The 15571-nt window shown below is 70.4% G+C and carries 11 protein-coding genes; 10 read left to right on the top strand and 1 reads right to left on the bottom strand.

What is annotated here, in order from left to right:
• Positions 1-2 precede the first annotated feature (2 nt).
• Entirely contained in the window at positions 3-1412 is a 1410-nt protein-coding gene (gene xylB / locus BOSE46_RS12645; RefSeq protein WP_159540575.1) for a xylulokinase, read from the bottom strand.
• 170 nt (positions 1413-1582) lie between these two features.
• On the opposite strand from xylB, the gene BOSE46_RS12640 reads away from it, so the two are divergent.
• The 10 genes from BOSE46_RS12640 (at position 1583) to BOSE46_RS12595 (ending at position 15556) form a co-directional block, all read left to right on the top strand.
• On the top strand, positions 1583-2839 hold the full coding sequence (locus tag BOSE46_RS12640) for an HNH endonuclease signature motif containing protein (protein ID WP_159540574.1): 1257 nt from the start codon (positions 1583-1585) through the stop codon (positions 2837-2839).
• A gap of 175 nt (positions 2840-3014) precedes the next feature.
• The gene (locus tag BOSE46_RS12635; RefSeq protein WP_159540573.1) at positions 3015-4598 is read left to right on the top strand and encodes an APC family permease; all 1584 of its coding nucleotides are present in this window, start codon (positions 3015-3017) and stop codon (positions 4596-4598) included.
• Entirely contained in the window at positions 4598-5437 is an 840-nt protein-coding gene (locus BOSE46_RS12630) for an urea amidolyase associated protein UAAP1 (RefSeq protein WP_159540572.1), read from the top strand. The genes BOSE46_RS12635 and BOSE46_RS12630 overlap by 1 nt, the downstream gene beginning before the upstream one ends.
• On the top strand, positions 5434-6153 hold the full coding sequence (locus BOSE46_RS12625) for an urea amidolyase associated protein UAAP2 (RefSeq protein ID WP_159540571.1): 720 nt from the start codon (positions 5434-5436) through the stop codon (positions 6151-6153). The genes BOSE46_RS12630 and BOSE46_RS12625 overlap by 4 nt, the downstream gene beginning before the upstream one ends.
• Complete coding sequence (gene uca, locus BOSE46_RS12620) at positions 6150-9803, top strand: urea carboxylase (protein ID WP_159540570.1); 3654 nt, start codon at positions 6150-6152, stop codon at positions 9801-9803. The genes BOSE46_RS12625 and uca overlap by 4 nt, the downstream gene beginning before the upstream one ends.
• The gene (locus BOSE46_RS12615; RefSeq protein WP_159540569.1) at positions 9800-11482 is read left to right on the top strand and encodes an allophanate hydrolase; all 1683 of its coding nucleotides are present in this window, start codon (positions 9800-9802) and stop codon (positions 11480-11482) included. The genes uca and BOSE46_RS12615 overlap by 4 nt, the downstream gene beginning before the upstream one ends.
• On the top strand, positions 11479-12138 hold the full coding sequence (locus BOSE46_RS12610) for a TetR/AcrR family transcriptional regulator (RefSeq protein ID WP_159540568.1): 660 nt from the start codon (positions 11479-11481) through the stop codon (positions 12136-12138). Before BOSE46_RS12615 ends, BOSE46_RS12610 begins: the two co-directional genes overlap by 4 nt.
• Before the next feature lie 29 nt (positions 12139-12167).
• Positions 12168-12686: a flavin reductase family protein gene (locus BOSE46_RS12605; protein ID WP_159540567.1), complete on the top strand. Its 519-nt coding sequence runs from the start codon at positions 12168-12170 to the stop codon at positions 12684-12686.
• Between the two features lie 76 nt (positions 12687-12762).
• Positions 12763-14643 (top strand): 1-deoxy-D-xylulose-5-phosphate synthase, encoded by a 1881-nt coding sequence (gene dxs, locus BOSE46_RS12600; RefSeq protein ID WP_159540566.1) that lies wholly within the window; start codon positions 12763-12765, stop codon positions 14641-14643.
• Positions 14644-14659: 16 nt separating this feature from the next.
• Positions 14660-15556: a proteasome assembly chaperone family protein gene (locus BOSE46_RS12595; protein ID WP_256366723.1), complete on the top strand. Its 897-nt coding sequence runs from the start codon at positions 14660-14662 to the stop codon at positions 15554-15556.
• Positions 15557-15571 lie beyond the last annotated feature (15 nt).

The raw sequence follows: 15571 nt of genomic DNA, 5'->3' as shown, positions 1-15571 counted from the left end.
CCCTATTTCTGTGAAGGGGTGGTGGATGTGGACCACGGGATGGTGCGGTCGCGCAGGTGTGCGTAGGCCTCACGCACGAGAGGTGTGTGTTCCGCGTCGTACGTCTCGGCGTTGGCCGAGGCCCAGGTGGGCGGTTCTGAGGTGCCGGCGAGCGCCCACGCGGCCTGGCGAGCGGCGCCGAGGGCCACGTACTCGCCCGGGGCGGGCACGGTCACCGCGCTGCCGAAGATCGCCGGCGCGATGGCGTGCACCGCGGGGTTGGCCGCGGCTCCGCCGACCATGAGGATCCGGCGGGGTGTGATGCCGGTCTTGGCGACGAGGTGGTCGACGCCGTCGGCCAGCGAGCAGAGCAGCGCCTCGAAGGCGGCGCGGGCGATGTCCTCGCGGGACGTCGACGAGGTTAGTCCGCTCCAGGTGCCGGTGGCGTCGGGCAGGTTGGGCGTACGTTCGCCGTCGTAGTAGGGCACGATCGTGAGGCCGCTTGCACCCGGGGGAGCGGCGAGGGCGAGGCGGCCGAGCTCGTGGTGGTCGACGCCGAGCAGGCGGGCCTGCAGGTCGAGGATGCGTGCGGCGTTCATGGTCGTCGCCATCGGCAGGAACCGGCCGGTCGCGTCGGCGAAGCCGGTCACCGATCCAGTGCCGTCGGCGATGCGAGTCTCGCTGATCGCCGAGGCGACCCCCGACGTACCGATCGAGACGACGACGTCGCCGGGGGACAGGTCGAGGGCGAGCGCGGCGGCCATGTTGTCGCCCGTGCCGGCGCCGACGACGAGCCCATTGGCGGTCGTTGCGGCGACCTCGGACGAGGCCACGATGCGGGGCAGCTCGACGGCATGGCCGATCGCGGACTCGGCGAGCTCGGGCAGCCAGTCGTCCTTGCCGGTGGAGAAGTAGCCCGTGCCGGAGGCATCGCCACGATCCGTGAAGGCGTCTCCGCCGGTGATGTGGCGCGAGACGTAGTCGTGGGGGAGCAGCACGCGGCGCGTACGAGCGGCGGCGTCGGGCTCGTGGTCGCGGAGCCAGCGCAGCTTGGTCGAGGTGAAGGACGCGACGAGCACGCTGCCGATCGTGTCGGCGCAGGCGTCGGGGCCGCCCATCTCGTCGATGAGGTCGCGCGCCTCACTGCTCGACCGGGTGTCGTTCCAGAGGATCGCGTCGTGCACGGGGGAGTCGTCGTCGCCGAGGGCGACCATGCCGTGCTGCTGGCCGCCGACCGAGACGGCGCTGGCGCGCTCGATGAGTCCGGCGGTGGCCTGGTCGAATGCCTCGAGCCAGGCGCGCGGGTCGACGGAGGTGCCATCGGGGTGCGGCGCGGACTGCCGGGCGACCACCTCACCGGAGGCGGCGTCGACGAGCAGCGCCTTGGTCGACTGGGTCGAGGAGTCGATGCCCAGTACGTAGTCCGATGCCATGGGTCAGGTTTAGTACGACTCTTGAATTAAGTCAATAGTTCGATGGGTCTTGCCAGCGGACGCGGTGGTGGCGAGGGCATTCTTGCACGCGGGTCTGACATTCGCTTTTGTCTGCGATTTCGGGGGATTGCCTCTTGCGATCGAACAGGTGTTCGAGTAGGATGGTGGGTATGAATCCGGGGGTCACGATCGACGCGATGCGCACTGCTGCGCATACGCTTCGGACCGGTGACGTGCGGGCCAAGCTGCATGCTGTGCAGGTGGCGCAGGACGCGCTCGATGCTGCCAAGGCGGCGCTGTTGGCTGACCTGGACGCGTCCAAGGAGTTCGAGCTCGACGGCGCATCCACCTTGAACGCGTGGGTGCGCAACCAGCTGCGGATGAACGCCGGCCCGGCCAGGGCGCTGGTCAAGAACGTGACCGCGCTGCGGGATCTGCCGTTGGTGGCCGAAGCGGCGTTCGCCGGGCAGATCAGCTCAGCCCATGTGCAGGTGTTCGTCTACGGGCTCAAACACGTCGGCCTGGAGCCGATGCGCCAGTTCGAGGACGTGCTCGTCCAGGTCGCCAAGGACTGCGAACCCGGTGAGCTGTTCGAAGCGGTCAAGCACCTCAAGGACAAGGTCCACCCCGAAGACCTGGACGATGCGTGGGAACGCGGGATGGACCGCGAAGACTTCCAGGTCAACGCGGTCCCTGATGGCTGGCACGTCAACGGATTCCTCAACACGGTGACCGGGGCCAAGCTCAAGGCCGTCCTGGACTCGGTGGCGGCTCCAAGGGACAAGGACGACGACCGCACCGGCTCACAACGTCGGGTGCATGGCCTGGAAGACCTGTGCGACTCGATCCTCGCGAACGGCCTGCCATCGGACAAGGGAGTCCGGCCGCACCTGTCGGTGTTCGTCGACGCCGACACGCTGGAAGCCGCCGCCCAGCAGGCAAGGAACGCTGCTGAGAAGCCCTTCTCCGTCCCCGAGCCCGTACCTACGACCGAACCGGCCACACTCGCCGGCCACGGGGCCATCGGACCCAACTTGCTCATGTACTTCGCGTGCGCGTCTGACTTCACCGCATTCCTCATGAAGCAAGGTGGCGGTCACCGGCAGGCGCAGATCCTCAACGCCGGCACGGCCAAGTACCAACCCAACCTGCTGCAACGCCGTGCAGTTCTCGCCCGGCAGAAGGGTGTCTGCGCGACACCCGGCTGCAACCACACCCACCTGCAGATTCACCACACGATCTTCTGGTCCCACGGCGGACCCACCGACCTCGACCTCCTGATCGGACTCTGCGTCCGATGCCACGCCCTCCTGCACCGCGGCCGGTTGAGCATCACCGGCAACGCCGTCGACGGCTTCCGCTTCACCAACCACAACGGCCGCTCCCTTCGCAAGCGACGACGAAGCCCCTACCGCCAAGCCGCCTGACGTACAGAGTCCGGCGGCCCGTCGGGCTGCCAGCAGGTGAAATGCCCCCACGCCGCGTTCGAGGACCGAACTCTTCACGATCGCGCAACACGCTTGAAACAGCTGGCGTTCGAGACTGGACGGGATATCTGTCGCATGACAGGTAGTGGCTCACCCTCCGCTCAAAGGACGCCCCATGACACTCACCGCACCACCCGCATCCGCGCCGTCATCTCCGCCTTCTGAAGCCCATGACCTCGGTGCCCTCGGCTATCCGCAGGAGCTCCGCCGCGGCGTCGGCAGCTTCGCGTCGTTCGCTGCAGGGTTCTCGTTCGTCTCGATCCTGACGACGGTGTTCCAGCTGTTCGGCCTGGGGTTCAGCCTCGGCGGTGCGGCGTTCTTCTGGACCTGGCCCATCGTGTTCGCCGGGCAGCTGCTCGTCGCGCTGTGTTTCGCCGAGCTCGCTGCGCGCTACCCGATCTCCGGGTCGATCTTCCAGTGGTCCAGCCGCTTGGCCGGCACCGACTTCGGCTGGTTCACCGGGTGGGTCATGGTCATCGGCCAGATCCTCACGGTGGCGACCGCGGCGATCGCGATGCAGGCGGTGCTGCCGGCCATCTGGACCGGCTTCCAGCTCGTGGGCGGATCCGGTGCCGACTCGTCCCCGATCAGTCCGACCGGTGCGCAGAACGCGGTCGTCCTCGGCCTGATCGTGCTGGTGCTCACCACCGCGATCAACGTCATCGGGGTACGCCTGATGGCCGTCGTCACGTCAGCAGCCGTGGTGATCGAGATCCTCGGGGTCGCGGCTCTGGTGACGGCGCTGTTCTTCCACTCCGAGCGCGGCATCGGCACGGTCAACACGACCGCCGGCGCCGCACCGGGGCACTACCTCCCACTGTGGCTCGCGTCGTCACTGATGGCCGCGTACGTCATGGTCGGCTTCGACTCCGCCGGTGAGCTCTCCGAGGAGACGCACGCACCACGCCGCACCACACCGCGCACGATCATCCGCGCACTCGTGGTGTCGGGCATCGGCGGTCTCCTGCTGCTGCTCGCCGGCCTGCTTGCCGCTCCAAGCCTGACCGACGGTTCGCTCGCGACGTCCGGCCTCGCCGGCGTGCTGACCGCTCGTCTCGGCGACGTCGGTGGCCGATTCCTGCTGGCAGCGGTCGCGATCGCGGTCTTCGCGTGCACGCTCGCCGTGCAGACCGCCGGCTCGCGCATGATGTTCTCGATGGCGCGCGAGCGCACCCTGCCGTTCTCGTCCGTCCTCGCCAAGGTCTCGCCGCGCACCGGCACCCCGATCGCGACCTCCGTCGTCGTCGGCGTCGGAGCGGCGATCGCGCTGGCGGTCAACTGGAACCAGAGCGCGGTCTTCCTGGCGCTCGCGTCCCTGTGCATCGCGATGCTCTACCTGGCCTATCTCGGCGTCACCGTGCCGCTGCTCGTCTCGCGCATCCGCAACCGAGGTCTGGCCGACGGTGTCGACGAGGACGGCCGTCCGCTGTTCTCCCTCGGCCGCTGGGGCATCCTCGTCAACGTCGTCGCGATCGCGTACCAGATCGGGATGGTCATCAACCTGGCCTGGCCGCGCAAGGAGATCTACGACCTCGAGGGCCGCGGCTGGTGGCTGCAGTGGAGCGCCCTGCTGTTCATCGGCCTGACACTGCTCGTCGGCGCTGCGATCCACTGGCGTACGCGCATCCGCCACGGCGGCGCGATCAAGCTGCCGACACTGCACACGACGGCCAACACCACAGCCGAGGCGATCGCCTGATGGTCGGCACACGCGACACCGCCAGCGTGCTGGCAGCCCGGGCCGACGCCCGCGCGCAAGGCGCGAACGTCTCGGACTGGATGCCCTACCTGCCGGCGGCCACCTCGCCGTTCGCCCCGCACGGCGTCGACCCGTCGACGCTCGTGTGGGCCGAGACGGTCGCCCCCGGCGGTTACACCCACAAGGTCGTGGCGCGCGGCACTCGCCTGCGGCTCGAGGACGTCACGGGCGACGCCTGCGCGCACGTCCTGGTGTTCAACGCGCTCGAGCCGTGGGAGCGGCTCAACGTCGCCGACACGCAGAAGATCCCGTGGCAGGCCTATCTCGGCGTCGGGCACCCACTGCTTTCGGGCGAGGGCCGGGTGCTGGCCACGGTCGTCGCCGACACCTCCGCACGCCACGACGCGTTCTGCGGCACGTCGTCGGACGAGTGGAACGTCGTGAAGTACGGCGACGCGGCCCCGCAGGGCCCGAGCCCTTCGGGCCGGGCGCAGTTCACGCTGGCCGGGGTCAAGCACGGCCTGACACCGCGCGACCTGCCGCCGTCGGTGTCGTTCTTCCAGGGCGTACGCGTCGAGGACGACGGGGCGTTGGCCTGGCAGGGATCCGCCGGGCCGGGGACGTACGTCGACCTGGTCGCCGAGATGCCGCTCATCGTCCTCGTGGCGAACGTGCCGCACCCGCTCGACCCGCGTACGGACTACGTGGTCGGCCCGCTCCGGGTGCACGCCTGGCGCACCGCGCCCAGCAGTCCGGCGGACGAGCACTACGGCGCCTCGCCCGAACGCGAGCGCGCCTACCTGAACACGACCGACTACCTGGAGGCGAGGGGCCTGTGAGCACCGACACCGTTGACGAGATCCGCACCACCGTGCCGGTCGGGGCCGTGTACGCGCCAGGCTCCCGGCTCGACTGGAGCGAGGCGCTGGTGCCCGGCGACGTCGTGCTCGACGAGCGGGTGGCGCCCAACGCGCCGTGGTCCGCGGTCGTGCGGGCCGGCGACGTGCTGACGATCGTCGACGTCGGGGGCAACCAGTCGGCCGACTGCCTGATGTTCAACGCGCACGACCCCTCCGAGCGCTACAGCGTGCCCGACACCTTGGCGTGGCAGGGCAATGCGTACGTCCGCGAGGGCACGGTGCTGCGCTCGGGACTCGGCCACCCGCTCATGACGGTCGTCGGCAACGAGATCGACCGGCAGGACACGATCGGCGGCGCCTGCAGCAAGGAGTCCAACACGCTCCGCTACGGCCACCACACGGCATACCAGCACGGCTGCCGGGAGAACTTCCTCGCCGAGGCGAGCCGGCACGGCCTGACCTCGCGCGACCTGGTGTCCAACCTCAACTGGTTCATGAACGTGCCGGTCGAGGCGGACGGCGCCCTCGGGATCGTCGACGGCCTGTCGGCACCCGGCCGCCGCGTCGCGATCCGCGCCGACATGGACGTGCTGGTGATCGTGTCCAACTGCCCGCAGATGAACAACCCGTGCAACGAGTTCAACCCCACCCCGTTGCGCATGATCGTGACCCGGAGCGAGGACACCGACCGATGAGCTTCGACACCCTGCTGATCGCCAACCGCGGTGAGATCGCCCGCCGCATCGTGCGCTCGGCCAAGGACCTCGGCCTCCGCACCGTCGCGGTGTTCTCGGAGGCCGACCGGGCCGCCCCGCACGTACGGGAGGCGGACGAGGCCGTGCTGCTGGGCCCAGCACCCGCACGTGAGTCGTACCTGCGGATCGAGGGGGTGCTGGAGGCTGCCGCGCGTACGGGCGCCGGCGCGATCCACCCCGGCTACGGCTTCCTGTCCGAGAGTGCCGACTTCGCCCGTGCGGTGGAGGACGCAGGCATGGCGTTCGTCGGGCCGACGCCGCAGCAGATCGAGTGGTTCGGCAGCAAGCACACGGCGCGCGAGCTAGCCGAGAAGGCGGGCGTGCCGATGCTCGTCGGCACCGGCCTGCTCGACACGGCGGAGGACGCCGTACGCGAGGCGCAGCGTGTCGGCCTGCCGGTCATGCTCAAGGCGACCGGCGGCGGAGGCGGCATCGGCATGCAGGCCTGCGCCACGGTCGAGGAGGTGCGCACGGCGTACGAGCGGGTCGTCCGCCAGGCCGAGGCGTCCTTCGGCTCCTCTGGCGTGTTCCTCGAGCGGCTGGTCCGCCCGGCCCGGCACGTCGAGGTGCAGGTCTTCGGCGACGGTGACGGCCGGATCGCCGTCATCGGCGACCGTGACTGCTCGCTGCAACGCCGCAACCAGAAGGTCATCGAGGAGGCACCCGCGCCGGCGCTGCCCGATCACGTACGCACGGCGATGCACGAGGCCGCCGCGTCGCTGGCCCGATCGGTCGACTACCGGTCGGCCGGCACCGTGGAGTTCGTCTACGACCCCGTACGGGAGGAGGCCGCCTTCCTCGAGGTCAACACCCGCCTCCAGGTCGAGCACCCGGTGACCGAGATGGTCTACGGCGTCGACCTCGTCGAGTTGATGCTGCGGCTGGCACGTGACGGCGCCGACGAGATCGACCCCGGCGTGTTCACCCGGACGTGGACGGCGGACGGTGTCGCGGTCGAGGCACGCGTGTACGCCGAGGACCCGGCCAAGGACAGCGCGCCGTCGAGCGGACTCGTGACCCGCGCCGTGTTCCCCGGCCAGGATGCTCCGGCGCTGCGGGACGTACGCGTCGACGGCTGGATCGAGACCGGACTCGAGGTCTCGCCGTTCTACGACCCGATGCTCGCCAAGGTCATCGCCCTGGCGCCGTCCCGCGACGCGGCACTCGACCTCCTCGGCGAGGGCCTTGCCACGAGCCGCATCGACGGCGTCGTCACCAACCTCGGACTGCTGCGCGACCTCGCGGTCGGCGACGCGCTCCGCAGCGCGACGCACTCGACCTCCACCCTGTCGACGACGCAGGACCCGGACCCGCGCATCGACGTGCTCGAAGCCGGCGCCATGACGACGGTGCAGGACCTGCCCGGCCGGATCGGACACTGGCAGGTCGGGGTGCCGCCCTCGGGGCCCATGGACCCCGTCTCGCTCCGCGAGGCTAACCTCGCCGTCGGCAACCCCGAGGGCGCGCCCGGGCTCGAGGTCACAGCCACCGGCCCGAGCCTGCGCTTCTCCTACCCGGCCGTCGTGTGCGTGACCGGCGCCCAGGCCGAGGTCACGATCGACGGCGAGCCCGCTGCCATGTGGGAGCCGCTCGACGTCGGTGCCGGATCAGTACTCGCGATCGGCACGGCTGCGGGCCCCGGTCTGCGGCTGGCGGTCGCGGTCCGCGGCGGTATCGACGTCCCGAAATACCTCGGCAGCGCCTCGACGTTCACCCTCGGCGGTTTCGGTGGCCACGGTGGTCGTGCGCTGGTGCCCGGCGACGTGCTGCGGCCGGGCTCGCAGGACGCCGAGGCTCCACATCCGGCATTCGCGGAGGGTGAGGTGCTCACCCGCATCGGTGGTTCGACCCCGATCGGTCGCCAGCCGCACCTGACCTCGACCTGGCAGCTCGGCGTGACCGAAGGCCCGCACGCGGCGCCGGAGTTCTTCACCCGCGCCGACATCGACACGCTCTACGCGACCGACTACGAGGTGCACTTCAACTCGGCGCGCACCGGCGTACGCCTCGTGGGCCCGCGACCGACATGGGCGCGCAGCGACGGTGGCGAGGCCGGCCTGCACCCGTCCAACATCCACGACACGCCGTACGCCGTCGGCGCTCTCGACTTCACCGGCGACACGCCGATCATCCTGGGGCCGGACGGGCCGTCGCTCGGCGGATTCGTCTGCCCTGCGGTGGTCGCCAGCGGTGACCTGTGGAAGCTCGGGCAGCTGCGCCCCGGCGACACGGTGCGATTCGTCCCGGTGCGCGAGGACGACGCCGCGGCACTCGACTCCCACCGTGGCGCCACGAGCGTGCCGACCCGCGGCGGCGACGGCGACGACGGCGTCATCGACCGCCTCGAGCCGGCGGGCGACACCGGCGGCCGGCCCGCCGTGACGTACCGGCGCGACGGTGACGACAACCTGCTCATCGAGTACGGCTCGCAGGTCCTCGACCTGGGACTGCGCATGCGGGTGCACGCCCTGATGACCCGGCTGCAGGAGGTCGCGCCGGCCGGCATCCTCGACATCACGCCGGGCATCCGGTCGCTGCAGGTGCACACCGACGCCAACGTGATCAGCGCGGCCCGACTCGCCGGGCTGATGCAGGAGATCGAGCACGACCTGCCCGCCACGAACGAGCTGGTCGTGCCGTCGCGGCGGGTCCGCCTGCCGCTGTCGTGGGACGACCCGGCAGCACGACTGGCGACCGAGCGCTACATGGCCGGCGTGCGCGACGACGCGCCGTGGACGCCGTGGAACATCGAGTTCATCCGCCGCATCAACGGGCTGGCGTCGGTCGACGACGTCCACCGCACGGTGTTCGACGCGAGCTACCTGGTGCTGGGTCTCGGCGACGTCTACCTGGGCGCGCCTGTCGCGACTCCGCTGGATCCACGCCACCGACTCGTGACGACCAAGTACAACCCGGCGCGCACCTGGACGGCCGAGAACTCGGTCGGGATCGGCGGGGCGTACCTGTGCATCTACGGCATGGAGGGCCCCGGCGGCTACCAGCTGGTCGGCCGCACCACGCAGGTGTGGAACAGCTTCCGCCGCGGCGGCCTGTCGGACCAGCAGCCGTGGGCCTTGCGGTTCTTCGACCGGATGGAGTGGTACCCGGTCTCGGCCGACGAGCTGCTCGAGCTCCGGGCCGAGACCGCTGCCGGGCGCGGGCCGGTCGACACCGAGGACGGTGTCTTCGCGCTCGCCGACCACGAGCGGTTCCTGGCCGACAACGCAGCATCGATCGGCCAGTTCCGCGAGCAGCAGTCGGCCGCGTTCGAGGCGGAGAAGGAGCGCTGGCGCGCCTCCGGCGAGTTCGACGTCAGGCCCGAACCGCCGGCCGCCGCGGCCGGAGCACCGATCGACCTCCCGGCCGGCAGCACGCCGGTCGTCGCGCCGTTCGTGTCCAGCGTCTGGCAGGTCGCGGCGCGGGTCGGCGACCTGGTGAAGGCCGGCGATCGGGTTGTGGCTCTGGAGGCGATGAAGATGGAGACCCCCATGACATCGCCGATCGACGGCGAGGTCGTCGAGATCTACGTCGAACCGGGTGAGCAGGTCATGCCGGGACAGGTCCTCATGGCGATCAAGGAGCAGGCGTGACATCGGTTGAGCGCGTCGTCGCGGCGTACGAGCGGATCGCAGCAGTCGACCGGCCCGAGGCGTGGATCCACCTGCGCCCGCCGGCCGACGCGCTGGCGGAGGCCGAGGCGATCGACGTACGTCTCGCGGCGGGGGAGTCGTTGCCGTTGGCCGGGCTCGTGGGCGCCGTCAAGGACAACATCGACGTGGCGGGCATGCCGACGACGGCGGGGGCGGCCTCCTACAGCTATCTCCCGCAGGGCGACTCGACCGCGGTCGCCCGGTTGCGCGCGGCCGGTGCGGTGGTGCTGGGCAAGACCAACCTCGACCAGTTCGCCACGGGCCTCGTCGGCACCCGCAGCCCGTACGGCGCGGTCCGCAACGCGTGGGACCCCAGTCGCATCTCGGGAGGATCGAGCTCGGGCTCGGCCGTCGTGGTCGCGCTCGGCGTCGCCGATGTCGCGCTCGGCACCGACACCGCGGGATCGGGACGCGTGCCTGCGGCGCTCAACGGCATCGTGGGGGTCAAGCCGACCAAGGGCCTGATCCCGACGACAGGCGTCGTGCCGGCGTGCCGGACCCAGGACTGCGTGACGGTGTTCGCCCGCGACCTGAGGCTCGCGCGTATGACGGTCGAGCTGCTCAGCGGGCCGGACGGCAAGGATGCCCGCGCGCGGGAGGATCGCCAGGCCGGCACGCCGGTGTCACCGCTGCGCATCGCGGTGCCGGCAGCGCAGAACCTCGAAGGGATGGCGGACGGTTGGGCCGGGGCATTCGGCGTGGTCGTCGAGCGACTCGTGGACGCGGGCGTCGAGGTCGTGCCGGTCGACATCACACCGTTGCTGCGAGCTGCCGAGCTGCTATACGGCGGGGCGTTCGTGGCCGAGCGCACCGCGGCGGTGGGTGAGCACATCGCGAAGCATGCCGACCTGATCGGCACCGACCTCGACCCGACCGTGGCGGCGATCGTCCAGCGCGGAGCAGACGCGACTGCCGTCGACTACTTCCGCGACCTGGAGCGGCTCGACGAGCTCGGGGCCGAGGGTCAGGCGCTGCTCGCCGGTTGCGCGGCGTTGCTGACGCCGACCACGACCTGGCACCCGACCTTGGCCGAGGTGGCGGCCGACCCGGTGGGCGCCAACAGCAGGATGGGGCGCTTCACCAACTTCGCCAACCTGCTCGACATGTCGTCCCTCGCCGTGCCCGCGGGCAGCGTCGGTGGCTTGCCGTTCGGCGTCATGCTGACCGGCCCGGCCTTCGACGACCGGTTGCTCGCCGAGATCGCAGCGCTCGTGCCGGGCCCGACGGTCGATCTGTTGGTCGTCGGGGCACACCTCAGCGGGCAGCCGCTCAACCATCAGCTGGTGTCGGCCGGCGGAACCCTCATCGCAGACGTACGCACTGCTCCGACGTACCGGCTGCACGCCCTCGACACCCAGCCGCCCAAGCCCGGTCTCGTACGCGTCGCGGATGGCGGCGTCAGCGTGCCGGGAGAGGTGTGGCGGCTCCCGGCTGCGGGTCTCGGCCGTTTCGTCGGCGCGCTGCCAGCGCCGATGGCGATCGGGACCGTCGAGCTCGAAGACGGCACGTCCGTCACCGGATTCCTCTGCGAGCCGTACGCGCTGGCGGGCGCCCGCGACATCAGCGACCTCGGCGGCTGGCGTGCGTACGTGTCGGCCGTGGCAGGATCCGGTGCATGAGCACCGATTCGGGCACGCAGAAGGTCGGCCGTCCGCGCGCCAAGCCGCAGACCAGCTCGGACCTCGCACCGCGTGACCAGATCCTCGGCGCTGCAGCGGCACTGTTCGCCGAGCACGGTTATGCCGGCACCACGACGCGGGCGATCGCCGAGCGGGTCGGCATCCGGCAGGCGTCGCTCTACTACTACTTCGCCGGCAAGGACGAGATCCTCCTCGAGCTGCTCGAGATCTCGGTGCGGCCCAGCCTCTCGTTCGTCGCGCCGTTGCTGGCCGAGCCCGATCGACCGGCAGCGCTCTACGCGCTTGCGCTGATCGACGTCGAGACCTTGCTAGCGACGCCGCACAACGTGGGCGTGCTCTACCTCTCGCACGAGGTGCAGCAGCCGCGCTTCGACACCTTCCGGGCGCACCGTGACGAGCTGGCGTCGGCCTACAAGCGACTCGTCGACGGCCTGGTCGACGACGCGGCGTTCATCGGGGCGTGCTGCATGCAGCTCGTCGAGATGGTCATCACGCTGCGACGCGACGCTGAGCCGGATGCGTCGACGGCGCCGGCGATCGCCACGGCGTGCCTGCGTCTGCTCGGGCTGCCCGAGGGCGAGGTGGCCAGGGGAGCGGCCGCCGGCGAGCGGCTGCTGGCCGCGCTGGCGGACTGACAGTTCGCCGGTTGCCGCACAATGAAGTGGTGACGATCCACTCGGACCATCCGTTCGTGCCCGCCGAGGGCGACCGCGACCAGCTGCGACGCGTACGCGGCCGGATGCCGGCGCCCGTCACGGTGTGGGCGTCGGGTGAGAGCACGCAGCGTCGAGGTTTGACCGTCTCGTCGTTGCTGCTGGCGGCGGGGGAGCCCGACCGGGTCCTCGGTCTGATCGACCCGGACTCAGACTTCTGGGAGTCCGAGCCGGCGACGTGGACGGTCAACGTGCTCGGCGCCGAGCACCGGTTCCTCGCCGACGCGTTCGCAGGCACGGCGCCTGCGCCGGGTGGCCCGTTCACTCTCGGTGACTGGACCGACAGGGAATGGGGCCCGGTGCTCACCGGCACCGCAGGCTGGATCGGCGTACGCCTCGACGAGGCTGAGCCCCGCCAGGTCGGCTGGGGACTGCTCGTCGAGGGCACGGTCGAGTCCGTGACCGTGGGCGACGCCGACGCACTCGTACATCTGCGCGGTCGTTACCGAGACCTCGGCCACACCGAATAGGCCGCCCACCGGCTCGGCGCGGATGGCTCACATCGATAGACTGACCCCTATGGCTGAAGACGGGGAGGAGACACCGATGAGCGTTCTCGCGAACCTGACCGGGCCGTCCGACCTGCGCGGCATGAGCGACGACGAGCTGGCCGCGCTCGCGACCGAGATCAGGGAGCTGCTGATCACCTCGGTCGCCTCCAACGGCGGCCACCTCGGCCCCAACCTCGGCGTCGTCGAGCTCGGCATGGCGATCCACCGCGTGTTCGACTCGCCCCGCGACCGGGTCGTCTGGGACACCGGCCACCAGGCGTACGTCCACAAGATGCTGACCGGCCGCGCCGGACAGTTCGGGACGCTCCGCAAGGAAGGCGGGCTGTCGGGCTACCCCAGCCGCGCCGAGTCCGAGCACGACTGGGTCGAGAACTCGCACGCGTCGACGAGCCTGTCGTACGCCGACGGCATGGCCAAGGCCAACCTGATCCTCGGCAAGGACGACCACGTCGTTGCCGTCATCGGCGACGGCGCACTGACCGGTGGCATGGCCTGGGAGGCCCTCAACAACATCGCCGCCGACAACGACCGCCGCCTCGTCGTGATCGTCAACGACAACGGCCGGTCCTACACCCCGACCGTCGGCGGCCTCGCCAACCGGCTCACCGAGATCCGCACCAATCCCAAGTACGAGCCCGCGCTCGGCGCGATCAAGGAGCGGCTCAACCGCTCGCGCATCGTGGGTCCCGCGGCCTACGAAGCGCTGCACGCGATCAAGAAGGGCGTCAAGGACGCCCTGGCGCCGCAGGGAATGTTCGAGGACCTCGGCCTCAAGTACATCGGCCCCGTCGACGGCCACGACCGACCCGCGGTCGAGCGTGCCCTGATGCAGGCCAAGAAGTTCGGCGGCCCGGTGCTCGTGCACGTGCTGACGACCAAGGGCCAGGGCTACGACATCGCGGTCGCCAACGAGAACGACCAGATGCACCAGGCCAACCCCTTCGACCGCGCCACCGGCGAGGCGGTCAACGTCGCACCGGCCGGCTGGACGTCGGTGTTCCGCGACGAGATCGTGCGCATCGCCGACGAGCGGCCCGACGTCGTGGCGATCACGGCCGCGATGCTCTATCCGGTGGGCCTCGACGCGTTCGCCGACAAGTTCCCCGACCGCGTGTTCGACGTCGGCATCGCCGAGCAGCACGCCGTCACCAGTGCGGCCGGCCTCGCGATGGGCGGCCTGCACCCCGTCGTCGCGGTCTACGCGACGTTCATCAATCGCGCGTTCGACCAGGTCCTGCTCGATGTCGCCTTGCACAAGTGCGGCGTGACCTTCGTGCTCGACCGTGCCGGTGTCACGGGCGACGACGGTGCCAGCCACAACGGCATGTGGGACATGTCGTTGCTGCAGATCGTGCCGGGCCTGCGGCTCGCGGCGCCCCGTGACGGCTCCCAGCTGCGTGAGCTGCTGCGCGAAGCCGTCGAGGTCGACGACGCGCCGACCGTCATCCGCTTCGCCAAGGGCGGCGTGTGTGCCGACCTGCCGGCGATCGAGCGCATCGGCACGACCGACGTCCTGTCGCGCGATGACGCCAAGGACGTCCTGGTCGTGGCGATCGGCTCGTTCGGCCATCTGGGTGCCGATGCGGCCGAGATCGTACGCGCTGCGGGTCACGGCGTGACCGTCGTCGATCCCCGCTGGGTCAAGCCGATCGACCCCGCACTGGTCGAGCTGGCCTCCGGCTACGGCCTCGTCGTGACGCTCGAGGACAACGGTCGCCACGGCGGCATCGGGTCGGCGTTCACCCAGGCCGTACGCGACGCCGGCTGCGACGTGCCGATCCGCGTCCACGGCGTCGAGCAGGAGTTCCTCGACCACGCCAAGCGCGACGTCATCCTGGAGCGGCTCGGCCTCACTCCGCAGGCGGTCGCCGACGACACACTGAGCTCGCTGGCGCGGAATACCGCCAACGGATGAGTGGTTGAAGACAACGATGAAATGGCTACCGCAACGCGACCGTTCCGAAACCGCGCCGGAGGGTGAGGGTCCGATCCTCATCCATGCCCTGGACGGCTTTCTCGGCGCCGGTTCGGCTGCCCGCATGGCTGCCGAGCAGCTCCGCACCGGACACGGCCAGCTGATCCACGAGTTCGACGTCGACGCGATGTTCGACTACCGCGCCCGGCGCCCCATGATCGCGTTCCGCGAGGACCACTACGCCGAGTACGACGACCCGACGCTGCAGGTCGTCCTCGAGCACGACGACAACGGGATGCCCTACTTCCTGCTCGCCGGTCCCGAGCCCGACTTCCACTGGGAGCAGTTCGTCTCCGAGGTCCACGACGTCATCGAGGAGCACAACGTGCCCTTGACGCTCGGCCTGGGTGCCGTGCCGATGGGCGTGCCCCACACGCGTCCGTCGATGATCACTGCTCACGGCACGCGGCCCGACCTTGTCGACCGGCAGAATCTCTGGTCGGCCCAGGTCATGGTGCCCTCGTCGGCGCAGTCGCTGCTGGAGTATCGCCTCGGTCAGTGGGGCCACGATGCCGCCGGCTACGTCGTGCACGTGCCGCACTACCTCGCGCAGATCGACTACCCGACCGCCTCGCTCGCGCTGATCGACGCGTTGGTCGACCGCACGGGCCTCAGCATCGATGTCGAGTCGCTCAAGGCCCGCCAGGAGGCGGCGCTCGTCGAGATCGAGCAGCAGATCGAGGAGCAGGGCGGGCAGAGCCTGCTGGGCGGCCTCGAGGAGCAGTACGACGCATTCACCCGGGGCGCTGCCCAGTCGCTGCTGGCCAGTGACGAGGACCTCCCCAGCGGCGACGAGCTCGCCGACCAATTCGAGCAATTCCTCGCACGCCAGAGGAAGAACGAACAAGGCTGAACCGCGGGGTAGTGA

It is taken from the genome of Aeromicrobium sp. 9AM (genome assembly GCF_902506105.1).
Taxonomy (GTDB): Bacteria; Actinomycetota; Actinomycetes; order Propionibacteriales; family Nocardioidaceae; genus Aeromicrobium.
The sequence above is the reverse complement of the archived record's forward strand: the minus strand, read 5'-3'. Positions and strand labels throughout refer to the sequence as shown.

Bases quoted from the DNA above. Each gene is read 5' to 3' on its own strand.
- xylB (WP_159540575.1), bottom strand. From the start codon at position 1,412: ATGGCATCGGACTACGTACTGGGCATCGACTCCTCGACCCAGTCGACC.
- BOSE46_RS12640 (WP_159540574.1), top strand. From the start codon at position 1,583: ATGAATCCGGGGGTCACGATCGACGCGATGCGCACTGCTGCGCATACG.
- BOSE46_RS12635 (WP_159540573.1), top strand. From the start codon at position 3,015: ATGACACTCACCGCACCACCCGCATCCGCGCCGTCATCTCCGCCTTCT.
- BOSE46_RS12630 (WP_159540572.1), top strand. From the start codon at position 4,598: ATGGTCGGCACACGCGACACCGCCAGCGTGCTGGCAGCCCGGGCCGAC.
- uca (WP_159540570.1), top strand. From the start codon at position 6,150: ATGAGCTTCGACACCCTGCTGATCGCCAACCGCGGTGAGATCGCCCGC.
- BOSE46_RS12610 (WP_159540568.1), top strand. From the start codon at position 11,479: ATGAGCACCGATTCGGGCACGCAGAAGGTCGGCCGTCCGCGCGCCAAG.
- dxs (WP_159540566.1), top strand. From the start codon at position 12,763: ATGAGCGTTCTCGCGAACCTGACCGGGCCGTCCGACCTGCGCGGCATG.
- BOSE46_RS12595 (WP_256366723.1), top strand. From the start codon at position 14,660: ATGAAATGGCTACCGCAACGCGACCGTTCCGAAACCGCGCCGGAGGGT.